The sequence below is a fragment of the Phocaeicola dorei genome (genome assembly GCF_013009555.1).
In the GTDB taxonomy this organism is placed as follows: domain Bacteria; phylum Bacteroidota; class Bacteroidia; order Bacteroidales; family Bacteroidaceae; genus Phocaeicola; species Phocaeicola dorei.
In genome coordinates this window covers 3,744,710-3,767,152 of the sequence record NZ_CP046176.1, presented here as the reverse complement: position 1 = coordinate 3,767,152, position 22,443 = coordinate 3,744,710, and the positions used below count along the sequence as shown (strand labels likewise).

At 39.8% G+C, this 22,443-nt stretch carries 14 protein-coding genes and 4 pseudogenes; 9 read left to right on the top strand and 9 right to left on the bottom strand.

Annotated features, from left to right (window positions below):
* Positions 1–391 precede the first annotated feature (391 nt).
* Both GKD17_RS16000 and GKD17_RS15995 read right to left on the bottom strand, forming a co-directional pair.
* A pseudogene (locus tag GKD17_RS16000) lies at positions 392–1,500 on the bottom strand (MalY/PatB family protein); the annotation flags it as partial.
* A 16-nt stretch (positions 1,501–1,516) separates the two neighbouring features.
* Positions 1,517–2,572 carry an alpha/beta hydrolase gene (locus GKD17_RS15995; protein WP_007831946.1) on the bottom strand — a complete coding sequence of 352 codons (1,056 nt, stop codon included), beginning with the start codon at positions 2,570–2,572 and terminating at the stop codon, positions 1,517–1,519.
* Positions 2,573–2,765: 193 nt separating this feature from the next.
* On the opposite strand from GKD17_RS15995, the gene GKD17_RS23805 reads away from it, so the two are divergent.
* A complete protein-coding gene (locus GKD17_RS23805) occupies positions 2,766–2,900 on the top strand; it encodes a hypothetical protein (RefSeq protein WP_371741503.1) in 135 nt (44 codons plus the stop codon).
* A 91-nt stretch (positions 2,901–2,991) separates the two neighbouring features.
* Here the strand turns inward: GKD17_RS23805 and GKD17_RS23800 are convergent, their stop codons facing one another.
* Together GKD17_RS23800 and GKD17_RS15985 are read right to left on the bottom strand one after the other, a co-directional pair.
* A complete protein-coding gene (locus GKD17_RS23800; RefSeq protein ID WP_369985867.1) occupies positions 2,992–3,246 on the bottom strand; it encodes an MATE family efflux transporter in 255 nt (84 codons plus the stop codon).
* A gap of 473 nt (positions 3,247–3,719) precedes the next feature.
* Complete coding sequence (locus GKD17_RS15985) at positions 3,720–4,589, bottom strand: alpha/beta hydrolase (protein WP_007831950.1); 870 nt, start codon at positions 4,587–4,589, stop codon at positions 3,720–3,722.
* A 266-nt stretch (positions 4,590–4,855) separates the two neighbouring features.
* Between GKD17_RS15985 and GKD17_RS15980 the strand changes: the two genes are divergently transcribed.
* Positions 4,856–6,523, top strand: coding sequence for a hypothetical protein (locus tag GKD17_RS15980; protein ID WP_007853715.1), 1,668 nt, complete (start codon positions 4,856–4,858; stop codon positions 6,521–6,523).
* A 911-nt stretch (positions 6,524–7,434) separates the two neighbouring features.
* Here the strand turns inward: GKD17_RS15980 and GKD17_RS15975 are convergent.
* Positions 7,435–9,648, bottom strand: coding sequence for a DUF262 domain-containing protein (locus tag GKD17_RS15975; protein WP_007831959.1), 2,214 nt, complete (start codon positions 9,646–9,648; stop codon positions 7,435–7,437).
* The gene (locus tag GKD17_RS15970) at positions 9,614–11,431 is read right to left on the bottom strand and encodes a DUF262 domain-containing protein (protein ID WP_007831961.1); all 1,818 of its coding nucleotides are present in this window, start codon (positions 11,429–11,431) and stop codon (positions 9,614–9,616) included. Before GKD17_RS15970 ends, GKD17_RS15975 begins: the two co-directional genes overlap by 35 nt.
* A 697-nt stretch (positions 11,432–12,128) precedes the next feature.
* Between GKD17_RS15970 and GKD17_RS23385 the strand changes: the two are divergent.
* Positions 12,129–12,448 (top strand): annotated as a pseudogene (locus GKD17_RS23385) (helix-turn-helix domain-containing protein).
* Positions 12,449–12,451: 3 nt separating this feature from the next.
* Positions 12,452–12,820 (top strand): annotated as a pseudogene (locus tag GKD17_RS23380) (type II toxin-antitoxin system HipA family toxin); the annotation flags it as partial.
* 38 nt (positions 12,821–12,858) lie between these two features.
* On the opposite strand, the gene GKD17_RS15960 reads toward GKD17_RS23380, so the two are convergent.
* Both GKD17_RS15960 and GKD17_RS15955 read right to left on the bottom strand, forming a co-directional pair.
* A complete protein-coding gene (locus GKD17_RS15960) occupies positions 12,859–13,257 on the bottom strand; it encodes a YdeI/OmpD-associated family protein (RefSeq protein ID WP_007831970.1) in 399 nt (132 codons plus the stop codon).
* A gap of 23 nt (positions 13,258–13,280) precedes the next feature.
* Positions 13,281–14,108, bottom strand: coding sequence for a GIY-YIG nuclease family protein (locus GKD17_RS15955; RefSeq protein WP_007831972.1), 828 nt, complete (start codon positions 14,106–14,108; stop codon positions 13,281–13,283).
* A 123-nt stretch (positions 14,109–14,231) separates the two neighbouring features.
* On the opposite strand from GKD17_RS15955, the gene GKD17_RS15950 reads away from it, so the two are divergent.
* The 5 genes and pseudogenes from GKD17_RS15950 to GKD17_RS15930 all read left to right on the top strand — a co-directional run bounded on the left by GKD17_RS15950 (position 14,232) and on the right by GKD17_RS15930 (position 21,242).
* Entirely contained in the window at positions 14,232–14,441 is a 210-nt protein-coding gene (locus tag GKD17_RS15950) for a helix-turn-helix domain-containing protein (protein WP_007831974.1), read from the top strand.
* Positions 14,442–14,531: 90 nt separating this feature from the next.
* A complete protein-coding gene (locus tag GKD17_RS15945) occupies positions 14,532–17,234 on the top strand; it encodes a type I restriction endonuclease subunit R (RefSeq protein WP_007831975.1) in 2,703 nt (900 codons plus the stop codon).
* 4 nt (positions 17,235–17,238) lie between these two features.
* Positions 17,239–18,657: a type I restriction-modification system subunit M gene (locus tag GKD17_RS15940; protein ID WP_007831976.1), complete on the top strand. Its 1,419-nt coding sequence runs from the start codon at positions 17,239–17,241 to the stop codon at positions 18,655–18,657.
* Positions 18,658–18,660: 3 nt separating this feature from the next.
* A pseudogene (locus GKD17_RS15935) lies at positions 18,661–19,790 on the top strand (PDDEXK nuclease domain-containing protein).
* Positions 19,791–19,835: 45 nt separating this feature from the next.
* On the top strand, positions 19,836–21,242 hold the full coding sequence (locus tag GKD17_RS15930; RefSeq protein ID WP_120173279.1) for a restriction endonuclease subunit S: 1,407 nt from the start codon (positions 19,836–19,838) through the stop codon (positions 21,240–21,242).
* Positions 21,243–21,272: 30 nt separating this feature from the next.
* Here GKD17_RS15930 and GKD17_RS15925 read toward each other — a convergent pair whose 3' ends face one another.
* Positions 21,273–22,076 (bottom strand): tyrosine-type recombinase/integrase, encoded by an 804-nt coding sequence (locus GKD17_RS15925; RefSeq protein ID WP_032571425.1) that lies wholly within the window; start codon positions 22,074–22,076, stop codon positions 21,273–21,275.
* Between the last annotated feature and the right edge of the window lie 367 nt (positions 22,077–22,443).

Sequence of the window (22,443 nt, the reverse complement as noted above, 5' to 3'; positions counted from 1 at the left end):
CTATTCTTATTACCAACAATATATAGAGGTATTGGCGAAAAAAGAAAAAGCAAACTTTTATTCTCTTTTCGCCAGTATTGTGTTTATGGTTAAAGGGCTTTTGTTACCTTTGCACATGAAGCCTACCACAAAACGATTTCTTCGTTTTTTTTTGTTACTATTTTGTTACCCGCTATTAGTAATTGGTAGGCTTTTCTTTTGATAATCAGTATTATATAATGCTTTGTGTATAATATGTGGCAAAACATCATCAATAGTTATCAGTTGTGGAAGAAAAGAAAAAATGAGATGAAAAATTAAGTCGCAGCTATTTACTTTGTTATACGTAATGCTTGGTATAGTAAAGTATATAGCTGCGTTCCATTAAAAATGAATTTGCCGTATATATCTCTTAAAGATTTCTTACGAAACCTGCAAAACGCTTCAATCCTTCTGCCAGTGTAGTACGTGGGCAGGCGATGTTCCAGCGCATGAATCCTTTTCCTTCAGTCCCGTACATTGCTCCTGCATTGAGCCATAATCCAGCTTCGTTAACCAATCGCTGTTCGAGTTCCTGCGAGTGTATGCCGAGTCTGTGACAGTCCATCCAAACGAGATAGGTTCCCTCCAATGCCGTGATAGGAAACTCGGGCAGATGCTCCCGACAGAACTCCTGCATATAGAGAAAATTGGCCTGTAAATATTTGATGAGTTGGTTCAGCCACTCTTCCTCTTCGTTGTAAGCTACTTGAGTAGCAATTACACCAAAAGGATTGACATCACATACTTCGTTATCGTTAATGGCCCGATCGATTTTCGCCCGACGGTCAGCATCAGCACATATAATGTTCGCAATCTGTAATCCGGCAATATTGAACGCTTTACTGGGAGATATACAGACGAATGGTGACGGAAATTTTCTGAGATGGAAGCAAACGGTGTGTAACGGTACTCTGGAAAAACCAGTTCGCAATGAATCTCATCCGAAACGACCGTAACATCGTGGCGAATACAAATTTCACCAATACGTACCAATTCTTCACGTTTCCATACTCTTCCGGCAGGATTGTGAGGATTGCACAGCAGCATCACCTTCACTTTCGGATCAGCAGTCTTACACTCTAAATCTTCATAATCGATGGTGAAAGTATTACTTGCAAAGATCAACGGTGATGATACCATTTCACACCCATTGTTACAGATTGAAGAAAAGAAACAATTATAAACCGGAGTCTGCACCAACACCTTATCTCCCGGAACGGTCAAAGCCTTGATGACTGCCGAGATGGCCGGGACTACGCCTGATGTGTAAATTATCCATGTGCAGTCAATCGTCCAACTGTGACGGCGTGCGAACCAATCTGTAACAGCCTCGTAATAACTGTTGGGCACACGGGTATAACCGAAGATACCGTGTTCCACCCGTCGGCGTAAAGCATTGACGATAGCGGGGGCTGTACGGAAATCCATGTCAGCCACCCACATCGGCAATACATTTTCGCTTTCTGAGCTATCCCATTCTTTTTCTTGAAGTCTTCTATTTTAAGTATTCTTTGAAAAATTCCTCCAGCTTATCGAATGGAATAATGTCTGTCCGGTCATATAAATCCGTATGTACGGCACCGGGAATAATCATCAGTTCTTTATTGTCGCCTTTCAGCTTCTTGAAAGTATCCTCACTAAAATAGCGGGAGTGAGCTTTTTCTCCATGAATGAGCAACACGGCACTGCGGATTTCATCGGCATACGCAAGGATAGGTGCGTTGAGAAATGCAAGATTGGAGGTTTTGTTCCAGCCCAAACCGGAGTTGATGGAACGGGGATAATAACCTCGTTCGGTCTTGTAATAATCGTAATAATCCTTTATGAACTGTGGTGCATCACCGGTAGGCTCCGGGTTCATCACGGTGCGGGGATAAGTGTCGGTACGGTAGTCTTCCGTGCGCTGGGTGTTAAACTCCTGACGTATTTTGTAGCGTGCATCCGCATTGTCTGCGGCATCGAAATAACCGTTTGCTGTACAGCGACTGATGTCGTACATAGTGGAAGCTACCGTTGCCTTGATACGTGTGTCGTTGGCAGCCGCATTGATAGCAAAACCACCCCAACCACAAATGCCAATGATGCCGATTCGTTCGGCATCCACATCCGGACGTGTCGCAAGGTAATCCACCGCCGCCGAGAAGTCTTCGGTGTTGATGTCCGGTGAAGCCACGCTGCGAGGCTGTCCACCGCTTTCACCAGTAAACGAAGGATCGAAAGCAACCGTCAGGAATCCTCGTTCGGCAAGTGTCTGGGCATACAGTCCCGACGACTGTTCCTTTACAGCTCCAAACGGACCGCTGACAGCAATGGCCGGCAGTTTACCTCCGAAAATCGTTTTCGGTGCATACAGGTCGGCGGCGAGCGTGATGCCGTAACGATTTATGAAAGTCACTTTGCTATGGTTCACCTTGTCGCTCTTCGGGAACGTCTTGTCCCATTCCTGTGTCAGATTTAACTGTTCCATATTTTTGTGAGTGTTTTGTGCCGGGCTTTCCGTCAGGCCGAAGAGGCAGAGGAAAGCAGCCATTAAAATAGTTGTACGTTTCATAACCGATGTAATTTAAATTTTTATTGTTTTCTTTATCATAGTGCAAAATTACAGCGGATTACAGGAAAAGCCGGTAGATGGATTACTGATTGTATAACCTCAATTACAGACATTTTTTTACATGTGTCTCATCCAACGTTCTCGCTTCAAGCGGACCAGGAAAATCAGCCCCCTGAAACACAGCTTGATGCACATGGCAACCCATACACTTTTCAGACCTAATGACGGGGCGAGCAAGGCGGCTAATGACAGACGCACCGCCCGGATATTGAAGAAATTCATCAAGCACGGGACAAGCGTATCCGCTGCTCCGACAAAGACACCGTAAGTGATAATCGAGGCTGCAAACATCGGCTCAGCGAACGCTTCGATGCGCAGTGCCATTATGCCCAATTCCCGAATCTCCCCGACGGGGGCATCTAACCGATAATTTGGGGGGCGAACAGATACATGAGTACACCTATAACCCCATAACGGTCATACCATATAAATATGGTAATGCGGGCGAAACTTCGGACCAGTTTCCGGCGATCGGCACCGATACTCTGCCCAACCAGTGTCGTGCAGCATCGGCAATCCCATACTGGGCATATGCAGAGGCTTTCGGCTGTAATGGCAAATGAATTGGCTGCGATGGCGAAGACGCCCAACGGAGTCACGATAACTGTTGTCATGATTTGCGTACCACAAATGACGATATGCTCTAAACCGGATCGGATTGTGTTATGGCAGTTGTTCCTATAACAAATAAACTTGCAATCATGATGACTGATATACGTTTCATTATCACTTGATTTTATTAAGTTTTGAATTTCAGAATCTTGATGCAAAGATAAATACATGACTGAAAATACAGTGTAGATAAATTACAGATATTATAACCCTAATGACATGATTTCCGGAAAGAATAGTATAAATCTGTAGCCAAGGTTGATACAATGTCTCAACCTGTTATTCTAGAAAATGATAAGTATAGAGTTTGAAATCTTAAATTGATGTTAAACAGGAAATTAGGCAAGGATTACAGCTACGTAATACCCCGGAATCGAGCGAGTGACTACACTATCAGCATCAGTTATGTTATTTTTACCAATAGTAACCGGAGCGTATTTGCAACAGGTGAGAAACTGAATACTGCAAGAAATTATCATGTTGCCTCTTTGGTTGAAATAGTGCTATGAAATAGAGATTTTAACCCATCGAAAATGGCAGGAAGAGCAATAGTGCCATGCACCTCGTCGGGAAATTTTTTATAAATGACATGCAAATGCTTGTTTTTCATTTCAGGGATGATCTTATTTTTTAAGCTGTCGGCCAATGAAAACTGAATAAGTTTGATTGCAGGACGTTGGCGGGTGGCGAAAGCAACATACAAATGTTTGCCGGAGAAGTCTTTTTGATAAACATTCTTTGCAGCTTGTTGTAGAAAAACTCCTCGGTCCCACCATAAGCTTGGATCTATTGCTATATACGAGTCAAAAGACTCGGGGTGATTTGACAGTGTCTGTAGGGTAAATAAACCTGCGTATGAATGTCCGACAAGAAAGTTTGTACCGTTGGCAGGAACTTTATTTTCCACTTCCAGACGTAGTTCCTCTATCAGAAAGCGATAGAACTGTTCAGCTCCACCACCTGCCGGCTTATCATAGGGACAAATAGTACCATCCCGGCGGGCGGCTGAGCAGGTAGGAGTGAAATCTCTGGTCCGGTCTGTGTTTAAGACAGCAACAACGATGCAAGGAGGTAAATTTGAGGTTTTAGAAGAAGAGAAGAAACGCGTAAAGCCAACCACGGAATGAAAGAAGGAATCTCCATCCAATAGATAAAGAACCGGATAAGCCTTTCCTTTTTCACCTGCTTTGGTCTCAGGTACATAAATCCAATATTTTCTTTCTTCATTCAGTATTTCAGAAAACAATGTATGACGCGTTCCGATATAAATGGAATCTTGTTTTTGTGCGGAGAGCGGGAATATCCATCCTATTTGTATAAACAGTATTATATAAAGTTTCTTCATTTATTCGTTTTTTGGGGTTGCAAAGTTCGATGAAAATGTGGAAATGGACAATCCCTATTTTTAGGTATTTCAGAATATCTCCGATGGAAATTCCCTCTATGTTTTATGATTTGGTGGAGGTGGCACCGGATGCATCGGAAGGAATTGATTGAACCGGATTTTTAAGTAACTTCTTAGGGGAATTCATTAAAATATCCTATCACTTCTAACATTTCCCGATTAATTTTGTATTTTTACAGACATACAAAGATTAACTGTAACAAGATATGATTATTTCTGTCGTCTTAGTATCTATGATGGTGGTTTTCGTAACAGTTTATCATTTTGTTACAAAGCCGAAAAAGCAGCAAGAAAAGATTTATTCGGCGATGACCACCGATGAGCTTATCAGGTTCGTGCAGTCCATGCACTGTGAACTAGTGAAGAGAATTGATGCTGATGCCATTATCATCGGTTTTCAAGGAGGTTATTTTCATTTATTAAGAGAAAAAACAGGTCAGAATATTCAGTTATATTATAAAGATTTCTATGCATGTAGCTATGAACAGTCTAAAAAAATAGTTTTTGACATTAACAACATTAACTGCCGATACACAGCTTGGACTTGCTATTTGCGTAAAAGTCATGAGGACGGAGAAAGTGAGACACCTTTTACGGCTTGTCTGTCTGCCTGTCTGTTCTTGTCGGGCAGTGAAACTCAGTTAAAACAACATTTGCGGGTATTGCTTGAGTCATCTTTTATGATAGCCCGTAGTTTTAAAGAGTTGGCAGAACAATCTGCTTCAATACAAGACGTGTTGGTGAAAAAAGAATTCGAAAATCGTTTAGCTTTGTTAAGACGAAAATTGGAGATTGGACATGGTAAGCTGTTGGAACCTGTCGATGTTTCCCGGCAAGATATGGATCAGATAGAGGATATTCTTTCTCTTTTTGGTACAGTGAAACAGGAAGATATAAAGGGAATGACACTGGTTTGCAATGGGCGGATAGAGAGGCGTACCGAATTATTGTCTATTCTTTCTTTTCGGTTGAAAGATGCTGTGATGGATGAAAAAGGACAGGCGGGAAAAGATGCTCTGATCTGTATCACACTTGCTGAAGGGCAGTTGGTGATTGCGTTGGAGAAAGCTGAAGGCAGTAATGAACGATCTCTTTATTATAAGTTGTCGGCTATGCGGACGGACAGAGTGGATGCTTTTTTCGATGAAACCCAAAAAGGCAGAGTATTCAGTAGTATGATTGAGGTTAGATTGACAACGGATCATGATGATTATTGGGAGTTGAAATATATGTTGGACGATGCTAAAGAAAAAGCGGAAAACAAACAGTTTGACGAACTGACGGAGGAACAACAGGCGTTGCTGGCTTATACCGAGCCTACCTTGCAGACTACTATTTATTGGGGGAAGAAATTTTTCAGGCAGCAATGTTATCTTCAGGCGTTGGGGTGTTATCTTTCTATTTTTCGGTATTATCAAGTCCACTGGACGGAATTGCCGGAGCGTGGCAAGGAAGAATATTATGTGATTTGTTATCATATCGGTTTTGTTTATCTCACATTAGGGCATTTTGAAAAGGCTTATTATTATTTGACTAATGCTAAAAGAAATTCATCCATTCATGCGATTCGTGATTTTACCAACTGTCTCGTCGAAATGAAGGATACAGGAGCTCTTGAGTATATTTATTCTATGGTGAGTTTGGTTGGCAGTCAGATAAAGATGTATGGTGATGAAAAGAATACCTTGTTTCCACTTTATCATTTTCTTCGGCGCAGGGCAGCACAAGTATTAGTAAACTTGAAATATTATTCGCAAGCTAGGGAACTGCTCTATCAAATGCTGGGAGAGGAGGAGAATCGTGAGTTTGCGGAACGGGAATTGCAGTATCTTGAGAGTATGGGTGCAAGTGATGATGCGAAGCGGAACGAGTGAGAAGAATGTGAGGAGGTTGAATGAAAGTTTCATGGAATTTCATAATGGGATGTTGCTAGGAGTAAAGCAGAAATGTGGAAAATGTTCTGTAACATGGGCTGCTCTTCATTGAACTCTGTGAAGTTACATTTTGTTTGTATTGATGATAAAGTGTAATCCCTATACCGTCCTTCTGAGCTTTTGATCTGATGGTATCTTGTCAAGTATCCTTGGATGAGTAAAGGTTGTTTATCTTTCTCATCTCTGAAAGAAAAGGTATAGGAGTAGAGTTGTCCGATGCAGCATATTATGCTAATTGATTGTCATTAGTTTACATCAAAAGATAGAAGCCTCTAAAATTTACTTGTTTTTCGCAACAAATTGATGATTTAACGATTTTTTTCATCCTCTTTCTCCAAACAGAGAGAAAAAAGGCAAAACCGTCTTTTCGGCTCCCGACTTTTTGTTGGATCTTCGATCAGAGGGTGAGTACAAGGGTCGGCCAGTCAGCCAGTTGTTTCCGGTTTCTCCTTCGGGACATCCTTGGGTTTCCAGGCTACGATGAAGCTAACAGTTGTGGATTTGATCTAATAACTTTTTGCAAACCAATCGGTGAGTATCTTTTGCATTCGCATCGAGAGCTTGGTTACGGGAAGGTCTGTCTTTTCGGTAAAGAGCTTAAAGCTGCGGTCTTGCATAGAAACACCGCTCTGCAGTGCCAACACCTCGTATTTGATTCTCTTGAAGGACCCTAGGCGGTCGCCCCTATGAAGAGAGTTTTATACTTGATTTTTTTTAACCCGATACTCTTGTATGCCGTTGATGTGATTAGTGTTTCCTCTATAGCTCTGCCGTATAAAATAAGCATTCCCTATAGAATTAGGTAAAGTCGCTCTATAATTGAAGAGAGCGACTTTACTTACGATTTAATACTAACCTTCCTGATATATCCAGTAATCATTATCCTTTCTATTATCTTTGAAATATTGAATACGGTCAACGATGTCAATGCCTTCTTTGTTTTGTGGAATGATAAATCTGGCACGCTCTTTATTGTCCTTCAAAGAGTATGATACAAAAGCATTGTTTTCACATCTCAACAGCCCTTTTCTGTAAGAGAGCGCACGGATATCATATCGTTCTACAGAATTTGCTACTGCTTGTCCTTCAATGAGTGCTTGAAGCATACATTGGTAGGCATTAGATGATTCACGCTTTTCAGAGTGCAATGCCACAAGAGCGTATGGTTGTTCATCATACATAGTATATTTGCCATAACGCTCGGGGCGGAAGCATGGATACGCGATATAATAATATCGCCAATCGTATTGACTTTTAGTCTTGCATTCTGTTAGATACGCATCAATTTTTTCTTGTAAGTAAATGTCGTCTATTTCTATATCAATCTCAAGCAGAGAACGTAATGATTTTTTTGTCTTATTAAAATCTGGATTTTTGCCTGTCGGATGAAATAATGCATACCAAGCCTTATTGCCAATTTCATCCTGATTCCCAGAACCAAGTTGAATGCACCAATTATTTATCCTTTGGCTATAATCATACGTTGCTAACATTGCACAGTCAATAATATCGCGAGAGCATCTATCAAAGACATGGATGAATCGCTGATAAAGATGAGTATTCTCATACCCAACAACATCTGTACGACCCTGAAGCAGATAGTGATCCTCCAACTGAAAAAGACCAGCAGAATGCTCGGGATGTTCTTTGGTAAACTGGAGCTTTTGACGCTCCTCTTCCATCTGAATTACATTGAAATTCAGTCTCACGTCATTATCAATCATTATACTATCTGCAATTTCCCCAGAAAGAATAATATTTTCTACCTGACGAAGATTTGCGGGCATACGGTTTCCTGCATCACCATTAGGGGTATCGACAACTTCGTTTCTGGAATTTTTGAGCAGATTCACTACCACACGCAAGCGTCGACGGAAATCCATTTCTTTTATCTTATCATAGTTCATTAAATAGATAAGAAAGGAGTAGAGCATTATTAACCAATAGGTAGTATTTTTACGCAACGCGGCTCCGGTCAATACCCCTTTGAAAATATTGAGATCTGTAATTTGTTGAGATACGACAACTTTTTCGTGTTCATGATAATCTTTTGACAGGTAAGAGTTGAAAAAAATATCAATTGGGTTAAGTATTAATGAATTAGAACGTTGCGCTTTGTTTTGAATATTGACCATGCAATCAAAGGCTTGTTCAAAAAACACTACATTTTTTGGTTGATTCTTATAAAGCCTTTCCAGTAAACTGAAATCATCTTCTAAATCAAATTCTGATGAAGAGCGATCTGACTTATAGACAAGAATAAGGGAAATCATATGGAAAAAGTTTAGAAAACCGCTATCGACGAGATTATACTCATCCCTATAAATCCAAAGTAAATCGGTCCATTCGCGGTCTATCTTAAGGCCAATGCGTTTAGCAGTAGCTTCATCGTCATTTTCAGAACGCATAACCTTTAAGAGTTCTGCCTTAAAATGTTCAAAGTCAGTGAGTGGTTTTCCACGGGAGTTCATCTTGATGTAAATGTCATCGGTTAACTTCATCTCCTCAATATCGCGGAAATAGAAATTAATTTTATCCAATTTGTTCCATAAGTCATTAATATCGGCAAAACGCTTTTGGATTTCATCAAGCATTGTGAGCATTCCTCTAACCGTAGGATCGTTGCTCCATTCCATTGGAAACCATCCCTCATTTTTAATTTCATCACTAAGATGTGTTTTCCATGTAGGTTCGTAGTTAACGAGCTTTATAAGAAAATCTCTCGCGCTATAACGTGTGTTGTATGAAAACCTCGCAAGTCGCTTATCGTTGATGCCCTCTTTTTTATCTGCATACCAATGAAGTAGCCAAAGAGTAGTTAGTCGTTGCTGTCCATCAAGAGGAATCAGCTGACCATTCTGAATATTACCATAAATGAAATCGAGGGTTAAACCATTGTTTATTAATCCAGCATGTATTGCTGATAGAAAACGTTCACGAGTCTTTACTGCATGTGCATCAGATCGGCCTTGTGCATAAGCACGTTGAATCCGTGGTATAGTGATTCCACTTATTCCGTAAGGATTGTTTTCAGAAATCAGATTCTTCAGTGTCGTAGTTTCCATTTGTCAAGTTGGGTATAGTGGTATCGTTATTATCCTGTTTATAGTAAGGTGAAATTTTCTCATTAAGGGCCTCGGCATAATCTCTTCGGTCTGTCTCTCCCCAAAAGAAAAGCGATGGACCCTCTTGAGTATAGTACTTGAAGAATACGTGTTTTGTACAAATTGGAATGTATCTTCCTTCTTTATCATAATTAATGACACGGTGTCTTTTAACATCAAAAACGGAGTTGCTAAGAGCCGCGTTTTGAGATACATCTAGCAGTGCCATATTTGCTAATCCATGCGAGTAGCTATTCTCCTTAACGACATCTTCCTTAGACGTGAATATGATAATTACTTCCTTCTGAATCTCATTAAAGCGTTTACGCACATTCCCTGGATCCTTATCGCTATGAAGTTGTTCAATCAATATCTCCATTTTCTCTATAAGTTCATTATTTACCTCAAAAATAGAACTTTCAGAAGATTTCAAAAGTGCAATATGACTTTCTAGCCATGTAAGAATATCTTTATTCTTTTTAAGGCTTTCGGCATTTTGAGCGTGGATATGCTCCAAACTCCATATAGAATCTTTATGTTTGTCAAATGGGAACCTTCGTTTACCATCGTCCATCAGACGTTCTGTTTCCACATTAAACAAAGTCAATACCTTTTGTAGTTTGTCTTTCCTTGTATCGTATGATAAGTTAAGTAACTCTTCTTTATCTTTAATGCTTATTGATTCTGAAATCATTTTGTCGAGCTCGCTAAGAAATATATCCTTAGCAAGAGGAGTGTTGCCATCATTTTGCCATACGGTATAAATTTTCCTTAGTGGAACTCCTATAGTAATCAGATAACCAATTTTATGGTAAAAGTCATGGTTCGTATACCATTCGCGGAGTGTAAGAAACACATGATAGATGCGACTCCATATCTCAAGAAGCGGATTTTCTGTGGTGGTTTCCGATAGAGACTTTATTTGTCGATCAAAGTAAAAGAATGTACGATACTTTTCACGATCATTCCCTGATTTGTCTACCATCAGATCAAGGATAAGATCTATACGAGTTGGCATTTGATCTCCATCAATATTGGACAAAAAGCCCCAAAATGATGGATTTTGTAGTTCTTGCTCAATCATGTCCCACTGGAGTGAGATTTCCTCCTGTCGTCCTGACATCTTGTCTCGCACACTGTCTTTAAGAAACAAGGCTTTGACAAGTTCCGAGCTTGTCAGTGGAATTTTTCCAATGTTTAGACGCTCAAATAGCTCAATACCATTCTCAGCAGAATCCACTTCGTACCAAATGACGTTTACTGATGATATGAAATATTCATTGAGTTTGGTCAGGTAAGCTGCCATTTCTCGACGCTCACCCTGTGTCTTTTCTGTAAAATATTGCTCTATATATTCGTATGCAGATGCGATAAAATAATAATCTATATTCAGCTCTCTAAGCGAAAGATCAATATTACCAAGAAAGTTTGCTGATTCTTTACGAGTTTCATACTCTAACTTAAAGCTAGGTTCATATAGATCTCCCAGTTTTGCTTCCATATACTTGCAGATGAGGTATATGGTTGTAAGACGTTGCTGCCCGTCAATGAGCTCGAACCTCTCATTGCTTTTCTTTACAACAATTGGTTGTAAGCAATATGGCTTTCCCGCACTTTCATAAATGTCATCGAGAAGGAGTTTTATTTCCTCCGAGGTCCATCTATAACCCCGTTGATAATCGGGGAGGTAGAAAAGGCCCTTGATCTTCCCTACATTTTTTGTATCAAGAATAATGTTTGACATATTGTAGTATCTTAATATAATTTTTTATACAATGTAATATCGTATGCTGACTGATTTTCGCTAGTTTGTATTTAAAAGGTGGAAACTTTACGAAGTTACTTGTTTTTTCGCTAAGAACCGATGTTTTAATGTTTTTTATCGTTTCTCTTCGAACAGAGGGAGAAAGGGTAAAAACTGCCTTCTAGGGCTTCGATAGATCTTGTTCACAAAGATAGGGTATGTTGGAGTTCGTTTTGCCCAAAAGGGTAGTAAAATCGAGGATAGATTCACAGGTATTTTCTGGTTCCCATGCGAGTGTTATGTGTTCTATTCGGAGTTGTATTTTGTTCGATCTTTACACTCGGTTACTCTACGTTTTGCAGCCAAAAGAAAAATGATTGAAGTTATTTCATCATAGTGCAGCCATCTCTTCTCCCTTATTTTGACTTTACTTTATTGAACGTATATAGGAATACGGGGATAAAGTAAAGTTGGTTTTCATTTGAATAGCAAACTAATCTTGAATATATGTTGTAAGGTAATTTTTGTAGAATAGACATTTAATTCGCTTGGAAAAATGTCGTGTAATGGGGATGATTCGTTTGAAAAAGTGTAGAGCCTTTATACTGCTGTGTCTTCTAGTCTTGCGATTTTGTCTGCAATATATCATTAAATAGATAAAAAGTAATATTTTTGCATATTATATGATAAGTTGATTATGACAAAGAATACAATGGGGATTAAGTTGCCTCGAAAATTGGGGCAGAAGATGTCGGTTGTGGGAGAGCAGATAAAACTGGCTCGATAGCGGAGGAATTTGAGTGTGGCTCAGATGGCGGAACGGGCACTTGTTCCCCGTTGACTGTGTTCCGAATAGAGAAAGGCGCACCGACGGTAGCAATCGGAATATACTTGCGAGTGCTGTATGCTCTGCAGCTTGGTGATGATATTCTGTGGCTGGTCAAAGAAGATAAATTGGGAAAAGCTTTGCAGAATTTGAGTTTGAAGACAAGGGAACGTGCTTCGAAGAAAGAGTAAGCGATGAAGACGCTATATGTATATGCCGATTTTGATTGGATCGAAGAAACAGAACTCGTTGGTGAGTTAGGCTATGAATCTCTTCGTAGCTCGGATTGCTATTGTTTTACTCTCAATGATGGATGTTTTGAAAAAAACACGGAGATTTGTTTCTGAGCGATGATCTGAATAATTATCAGGGACAGCAATATACGCAATCGGAGAAAGATATATTTGGATGTTTCTCGGATGCTTTGCCGGATCATTGGGGGGCGAACGTTGTTGCTGCGACGTGAGCAGATTGTAGCGATGGAGGAGAAGCGACCGGTACGAAGACTGTTTCCTTTCGACTATTTGATAGGTATCGATGACTTTTCCCGAATGGGGGCTTTCTATTGTAGAAATGATTTTCCGTTCGGTACGAAGCTCGGCTAAATCAAGGAATGCGGTTTTTCTTCCATAAGAGAGCCTTTGGGAACTATTTCGTAGGAATAGGCTTTCTCAAAGGCTTGGTGTCCGGCATCTGTTATAAGTCCTCGGTCTTCAAGATTGATACAACGTTCTTTGTTTAACTCAGTCCAATGACTTCCTTTGCGATGAGGTGAAAGCCGCTGTGCAAGGCATCCGTCTGGCAATTTCTTTAGAGTTGAATCAATCCACCCGAAGCACAATGCTTCTTCAACAACTTCAATGTATGGAATACATTCGTATGTGGGCTGTTTAGAGCGTGAAGTTACAACCCAACACGATTTCACCCGATTATGGTTGACCTTCAGCCATTCTCTCAACTCGATGCGGTCTGTGAAGTCTAGTAGATTGATAATTTCCATATTTGCCTCCAACTGATATGTTATTAATCCAACTGTTTTCTATAAACTGAGTCCAATGTATTTCCTTCTTTATCTTTCCATACCAACCAGCCGTTGTTGCTGCTACCAATACAGAAATCTGCGGCAGTACTGGGACTTGAAAAAGTTTTATCTGATGTCAATACCAATATTCCGTTCTCAGTAGAAGTGTAATCTTGAAGCATCTTTTCTCGTTTTTCTTTCCAGTTGAAAGACGGAACCATTGTTTTGGCAACAGTACTTCCTTTTAGGACTGTGAATCCATCGGAACTGTAGAAACCTTTTGCATTGCATCCTCTACCTTTGGTGTAGAATAGATGTTCTTCTTTGGGTTGTGATACTTCAAAAATATTGCAACCGATAAATGATGCCAAAAACTTCACATCTTCGAAAAATTCATTCATTGAGTCCTGTTGATGCTCCGGTAGGTTAGGGGCTTTAGGAATTTGTTTATTATCGCTTAAAACAAAAGCGTTTGCTTTCTTGGCTTCGGCTATAGCTTTATGTTCTAGGTATTGCACATCAACTTTAGTCATATCGGCGTCTTTCGATACAAATATGAGTGCTTTTTGCCAAAACGATTTTTTGCTATCGTGGTCTTTTACACGTTCTTTAAAGTTCTCCGTTTCACCTATATACGCCTGCGGCTTGGTTGATTCATCTTCCCCCAGCAATATATAGAATGCAGGTTTTTGTAACTTCTCTTGTGTATTCAAATAAGAGAGATTAGAACGTGGTACGACAAACATTTGGCAAATTTTGTTGCTAATGAATGCGTATTGAGTTCCTTTTGGGTCTCCATCAATGAGATATGTTGTTACTGTCTTTCCCATAAATATGTCTAAATTCAATTACTTTGAGGTATAACTCATTTAAGAACTGACTTTTCTTAATGCAAATATACACTATTATCGAATATAATTCCCTATATTTGTCTAATAAAATCATATCAAGTAATGAAACTGAATAGAATAAAGACTGTTTTATCCGAAAAAGGTATTTCTCAAACGTGGTTAGCTAAACAGCTAGATAAGAGTTTCAGTATGGTCAATGCCTATGCCTGTAATCGGATTCAGCCTAATTTGGAAACCTTGCAACGGATTGCGGAGATATTACAAGTTGATTTGAAGGATTTGATAACCGATAAAAAAGAAAGGTTACAATAAATTATTTAATACGGTTAGGAGGTTCTGGTTCCTTTTGTAACCTGTTGCAGATGTGCCTATGAACTTCTGATAATATATATTATTAAGAACATGACTCCTGAAGAAAAAGCAAGAATAAAGATAGACCAGTGGTTTGCCGATGCTGGTTGGAAAGTAGTCAACAGGGAGGATTATGAACCTACTTGTACGGCTGTAGCCATAAGAGAAGGTTTATTGAAAGGAAATCTTGAGGCAGATTATTTCCTTTTCATTAATGGAAAAGCAGTAGGGGTACTTGAAGCTAAGCGTGAAGAAACGGATGCTTTTGCTTCAGAGGTATGCGAGCAAGCAGCCTTATATGCAAGAAGTGTTCCGAATATCTATCAGGCATATCAAAAGCCATTGCCTTTTATCTTCACTTCGAATGGTAAGGAACTATATTGCTGTGATTTTCGTGAACAAGATTCTTGTTTCAGGCAGGTCATGAATATCCCTACACCACATGAATTGGTAAAGAGGCTGGGAATTGAAGATGCATTTGCCGGACTCCCTACATTGAAAAAGAAAGGGCTGCGTGATTGCCAATATGAGGCAGTGACAGAACTTGAAAAGAGTTTCCGTGCCGGGCAAAATCGGGCGTTGATGGTTCTTGCCACCGGTGTGGGTAAAACATATACTGCTTGTCTTGCTGCCTACCGGATGCTTTCTTATACACCAATGCGTAGAGTGTTGTTTCTTGTAGACCGAAATAATCTTGGAAAACAAGCAGAAGGAGAATTTGGGACCTTCCGTCTGACAGAGAACGGGGAGGCTTTCAATACTATCTTTACGGTCAATCGCCTTCGCTCGTCTTCTATTCCTTCTGATAGCAATGTCGTTATTTCTACAATACAACGTCTATTCTCATTCTTGAAAGGAGAAACTATTGAGGATAATGATGATGACGAGAATGAACCTATAGAGGAAGTAACCTTGCCTCCTAATCCCAACTTACCGCACGACTACTTTGATATGATTATCATAGACGAGTGCCATCGCTCCATTTATGGGAACTGGCGCAAGGTGCTGGAGTATTTCGATACGGCAAGATTGGTTGGTCTGACCGCAACTCCTATCCCTGAAACAATGGCATTCTTCAATAATAACTGCATTGTTAACTACACATTGGAAAAGAGTATTGTTGATGGCGTGAATGTGGATTGTCGGGTATATAGAATAAAAACGCAAGTCACAGAAACGGGTGGGGCTATATTAGAGGGTGAGAAATTTAAAGAAGAAACAAGATATACAGGTGAGGTTAAGATTGTAAGTAGTAAGGAAACCAAAATCTATACAAATAAAGAACTTAATCGGAGTATTATCAATCCGGCACAGATAAAGTTAGTCCTTTCGACCTATCGGGATGTGGTTTATACGGAATTGTTTAATGACCCGCAACGTGAACCAAATATGGACTTTTTGCCCAAAACATTGATTTTTGCTCTCAATGAAGCTCATGCTACAAATATCGTACAAATAGCTAAAGAGGTGTTTGGACGAACTGATGACCGCTTTGTTCAGAAAATTACCTATTCGGCAGGCGACAGTAACGAACTGATACGCCAATTCCGTAACGACAAGGATTTCCGTATTGCTGTCACCTGTACGTTGGTTGCCACCGGAACAGATGTAAAGCCGCTGGAAGTGGTGATGTTCATGCGTGATGTGGAGTCATTGCCTTTGTATATTCAGATGAAAGGGCGTGGAGTACGTACTATTGGTGATGAGCAACTTCGCAATGTTACCCCGAACGCATTCAGCAAGGATTGTTTTTATTTGGTTGATGCGGTAGGCGTGACGGAACATGCGCAAACAGTGGCACCTATAGATGATGCTCCTACAACAAAGACGATTACTCTAAAGGAGCTATTAGAACGTATTAGTCATGGCTATATTCCTGACGAGTATCTCAAACGGCTTGCTGCAACGCTTGCCCGAATATACAACAAGGCGGATGATCCGCAACGGAAAGAGTTTGTCCGTTTGTCTCATGATGACATGAAGGAACTTTCTGCCAGAATATACGATGCACTGGAGAAAGGCATTCTTCCACCGTTTGTAATCACTGATGAGCCTAACAATGAACGTAAGGGGCTAGTCGCTCCGCTTGCCAATCATGCAGATGCTCGGAAATACCTTCTTATACTTGCAGCCGGATTCGTCAATACATTGATGCCGGGTGAAGATACGCTTATCTCCAAAGGGTTCTCCATTGAGGAAGCAAAAAATACGACAGAGGCTTTTGAAGATTTTTGTAAAAAGTACTATGACGAAATAGAGGCACTGCGCATCATTTACAACAATGAGGGAGAGCCTATAACCTATTCGATGCTAAAGGATTTGGAGAACAGACTTAAAATGGCAAACAATCATTTTACATCCAAACAACTCTGGAACTCTTATGCCATAGTTAACCCTAAAGTGGTAAGGCGTTCCATTACCAAAGAAGAAAGCGATGCATTGACCAATATCATACAACTTGTGCGCTTTGCTTTCCACCAAATCGAACGATTGGATAGCGTAGTTACTACCTCTAAACAGTTTTTCAATCTTTGGTTAGGGCAAAACCAGCGTGAAATAACTGACAAACAGCGAGAGGTTATCAGTCGTATTGTGGATTACATCGCTTCTAACGGAGCTTGTACTATCAGAGATATTCGTGAAGATGATGCTACCCATGCAGCCCAAATGATTAGAGCGTTTGGCAATATGCAGAAGGCGGACGAGGCACTTCATTCACTTTACACATTTGTAGTTTTAAGAAAAGCAGCATAAAGAAATGGCAACAAATAATACAACAGAGCAATCGCTCACCAAAAAAGTATGGAATCTGGCAACCACTCTTGCCGGACAAGGAATTGGATTTACTGATTATATTACCCAACTGACCTATCTTTTATTCTTGAAGATGGATGCCGAAAATGTAGAAATGTTTGGAGAAGAGTCGGCTATTCCAACTGGTTATCAGTGGGCAGATTTGATAGTACTTGATGGCTTGGATTTGGTAAAACAATATGAAGAGACCCTTAAATTGCTTAGTGAGCAGGATAATCTGATAGGTACGATTTATACGAAGGCGCAAAACAAGATAGACAAGCCTGTTTATCTGAAAAAGGTCATCACCATGATTGATGAGGAGCAATGGCTCATTATGGACGGTGATGTGAAAGGAGCTATCTACGAAAGCATTCTTGAAAAGAATGGACAAGACAAGAAAAGCGGGGCAGGACAGTATTTTACTCCTCGTCCACTTATTCAGGCAATGGTAGATTGTATCAATCCGCAAATGGGGGAAACGGTTTGTGACCCGGCTTGTGGAACGGGTGGATTCTTGCTTACAGCTTACGATTATATGAAAGGTCAGTCAGCAAGTAAAGAAAAACGTGATTTCTTGCGTGACAAAGCTTTGCATGGTGTGGATAATACGCCTTTAGTGGTGACGCTTGCTTCCATGAATCTTTATTTGCATGGTATTGGTACAGACCGTAGTCCGATTGTTTGTGAGGATTCTTTGGAAAAAGAACCGTCAACTCTTGTAGATGTGATTCTTGCCAATCCTCCTTTTGGAACTCGTCCGGCTGGATCGGTGGATATTAACCGCCCGGATTTTTATGTAGAGACCAAGAATAACCAGTTAAATTTCCTCCAGCACATGATGCTTATGCTCAAAACGGGAGGACGTGCAGCAGTTGTACTTCCTGATAATGTTCTCTTTGAGGCTGGAGCAGGTGAGACTATTCGTAAACGCTTATTGCAGGATTTTAATTTGCATACTATCTTGCGTTTACCTACAGGTATTTTCTATGCCCAAGGCGTAAAAGCCAACGTGTTGTTTTTCAGCAAAGGACAACCGACCAAGGAAATATGGTTTTACGACTACCGTACAGATATAAAGCATACGCTTGCCACCAATAAACTGGAACGGCATCATTTGGATGATTTTGTTTCTTGCTATAATAATCGAGTAGAGACATACGATGCAGAAAATAATCCGCAAGGTCGTTGGCGTAAATACCCTGTAGATGAAATTCTTGCCAGAGACAAAACAAGTCTTGACATTACTTGGATAAAGCAAGGTGGTGAGGTGGACAACCGTTCATTGGCAGAGCTGATGGCTGATATAAAGGATAAAAGCCAAACGATAAGTGCTGCTGTGGTTGAACTTGAAAAGCTACTTGCGAATATTGAAGAAAATTGAGTTATGGGAAAAGAGATTTTCACAAATGATAAATATATAAACGACCTGTTCTTGAAGGTTGTTAACCTTGTCACGCAGGCAAGGGAACGTGTGGCAACAGCCGTCAATATAGCTGAGGTTTATACTAAGTTCCATATCGGACAATATATAGTAGAATATGAGCAAAAGGGGGAAACAAGAGCCGAATATGGAAAGGCGGTGCTGAAAGAACTCTCCAAACGTCTGACTGATAGGTTGGGAGATGGATGGTCATATTCAACGCTTAAGAATATACGGCAGTTTTATATTGTTTTTTCTAAAGGGCTAACCAGTGGTTGTCCAAAGCCGAGTCAAAAGGCTAACCAGTGGTTAGCCGATTATCCGAAGTCAGAGGAATGTATCTCTGAGCCGACATTCGCTCTCTCATGGTCTCATTATCTTATACTGATGAGGGTGGAAAATCCGGATGCCCGCAGTTTCTATGAAATAGAATGTACTCAACAACAATGGTCTAAAAGACAACTCAGCCGTCAAGTAGGAAGCTGTCTTTATGAGAGATTGGCTTTGAGCCGTAACAAAGATGAAGTAATGCGGTTGGCTAAGGAAGGACAATCTATTGAGAAACCATCAGACATTATCAAGAATCCCATCACATTAGAGTTTCTTGGTCTAAAACCCGATGCAGTTTATTCAGAGTCTAAATTAGAGAATGCCATTATCAACAAGATGCAGCAATTCCTATTAGAACTTGCAAAGGATTTCTATTTGAAGCAAGGCAGAAAAGGTTCACATTTGATGAGCAGCATTTCTTTGTTGACTTGGTGTTTTACAATCGTTTGCTACAATGCTATGTGCTTATAGATTTGAAGATAGACAAACTAACTCACCAAGACCTTGGGCAGATGCAGATGTATGTCAACTATTACGACCGCTATGTCAAACAAGACTTTGAAAAGCCGACAATTGGTATTCTACTGTGTAAGGAGAAGAACGATGCACTAGTGGAACTTACCTTGCCTAAGGATGCTAACATCTATGCTTCTGCTTATCAACTCTATCTCCCCAACAAGGCTTTATTGCAAGCTAAGGTGAAGGAATGGATTGAAGAGTTTGAAGAAAATGAGGAATTAAAGAGACTGGAAGAACATGAATAGTAATTGTGCAGCCAAAACTGCACAATTACAAACAGAAATATAACGATGGATACAAAAGCGTTACGTCAAAAGATACTCGACCTTGCGATACATGGAAAACTTGTACCCCAAGATCCCAACGATGAACCAGCATCAGTTCTGCTCGAACGAATCAAGGCTGAAAAAGAACGACTGATAAAAGAAGGCAAAATCAAACGGAGTAAGAAGTCTGCAAAGTCTTCCGATACGCCCCATTATCCCTATTTGTTACCAAATGGGTGGGAATGGTGCAATTTAGAAGATATTGTGTGCGAATTGAAATACGGAACTTCAGAGAAGTCTTTAAGTGTGGGAAAAATAGCTGTCTTGCGAATGGGGAATATTACTAATGTCGGTACAATCGATTATTCTAATTTAGTGTATTCGTCAAATAATGAAGATATTAAGCTGTACTCACTTGAAAAAGACGATTTACTGTTCAATCGCACAAACAGTAGTGAATGGGTAGGGAAAACGGCAATCTATAAGAAAGAACAACCAGCCATATATGCTGGCTATCTTATTCGCATTAGACCGATATTGATTTTTTCAGACTACCTTAATACTGTAATGAATAGCAGCTATTATCGTAATTGGTGCTATAATGTAAAAACGGATGCTGTTAATCAGTCTAATATCAATGCTCAAAAGCTTTCGCAATTAATGATACCTATCCCACCCTTAAAGGAACAAGAAAGAATTGTTGTAGAGGTGGCCAAGTGGATTTCTTTAATTGATACTATCAAGAATAGCAAGGAAGATTTACAAACAACTATCAAGCAGGCAAAAAGTAAAATCCTCAATCTTGCTATTCACGGCAAACTCGTGCCGCAAGATCCGAATGACGAGCCAGCCATTGAACTGTTGAAGCGCATAAATCCCGACTTCACACCTTGTGATAACGGGCATTATCCCGTTGGATGGATAGAAACTATTCTAGGAGAACTTTTTAGCCACAATACAGGCAAAGCACTCAATTCGTCAAACAAAGAAGGTATATTCAAGGATTATTTAACCACATCCAATGTGTACTGGAATAAGTTTGATTTTACAGCAATAAAACAAATGCCATTCAAAGAAAGCGAATTGAATAAATGCACTGTTACGAAGGGTGATTTACTTGTATGCGAAGGTGGAGATATTGGACGCTCTGCAATATGGAATTATGATTACGATATTTGCATTCAAAATCATATTCATAGACTTCGTCCAAAGATAGATTTATGTGTGCCATTTTATTACTACACATTTGCATATTTAAAGGAAAACAATCTGATAGGAGGGAAAGGTATTGGATTACTTGGACTATCTTCCAATGCTTTACATAAAATTGAAATGCCACTTCCTCCACTTGCCGAACAACAACGCATTGTTCAAAAGATAGAAGAACTATTCTCTGTTCTTGATAACATTCAAAATGCCTTAGAAGTGTAAATGAATACACTTCTAAAGGCTGATGCGACTTTACCAGTTAACCACTTTATCCACAATCTTCTGCTGTTCGCTGGCAGTGCGACGTAGATAGATGCGTGTAGTTTCTATGCTTTCATGCCCCATTAGGTCGGCTAGTAGAGCAAGGTCATTAAAGCGGTCAAGGAAGTTTTTGGCAAAACGGTGACGGAACGAATGAGGATAAACTACCTCCTTGTTCATTCCGTATTTTTCTGCAAAATGCTTGAGTTGGGAAGCGATTCCGCGAGTAGTAATACGCTGTCCGAAACGATTCAGGAAGATGTAACCGGATGTCAAGCCTTGGTTTTTCAACCATTTTTCAGATTCTGTCCGTAGATTCTTGGGGATGTATAGTCGTCGAATCTTTCCGCCTTTACTATATAAATCAAGATAGCCCACTTTAATGTGTTCCGCTTTGATGTGGAGTAATTCACTAACACGTGCTCCGGTAGCCGCCATAAACCACACAATAAAATACCACTCCTCATAACCATCTACTTTAAGTTGGGCTTTAAGAAATTTATAATCAGCATCGCTGATTACATTTTCCAAGAAGTTCTTTTGCTGTACTTTTACGAACTTCACTTTTAGTTTTTCTTGTTTCGTAAACTCCAGATACTTGTTAATTCCTTGCAATCGCAGGTTAACCGTCTGTGGTTTGAAGTTCTCCACCAAATACCCCTTGTATGCCAAAAGGTTCTTCTTGTTTACTTCTCCATAATGATTGAGGAAATACTGTACCGTCCACACATACGATGTAACGGTGTTCTTGGCGAGATTAGTCTTTGCCAAATGATTTTTGAATTTTGTTACCATACTACATTGATTTATAATGAATACAGTAACAATATAAGAGAATATATCGAACATGATAAGAAGTTGCCTGAAGGATGGGCTATGTGCAGGCTTGAATAAGTTGTAGATTATGAACAACCTACTGCTTATATTATAAATTCAACGGCTTATGATGATTCCTACTCAATACCAGTCTTAACCGCAGGTAAGTCTTTTATAATTGGTTATACCAATGAAACGACAGGGATATGCTCAAATCTTCCTTGTATAATCTTTGATGATTTTACAACAGATTCAAAACTAGTTGTTTTTCCTTTCAAGGTAAAATCATCAGTAATGAAGATTCTAAAAATACACAGTGATATTGAGATTGATTATGTGGCAATGT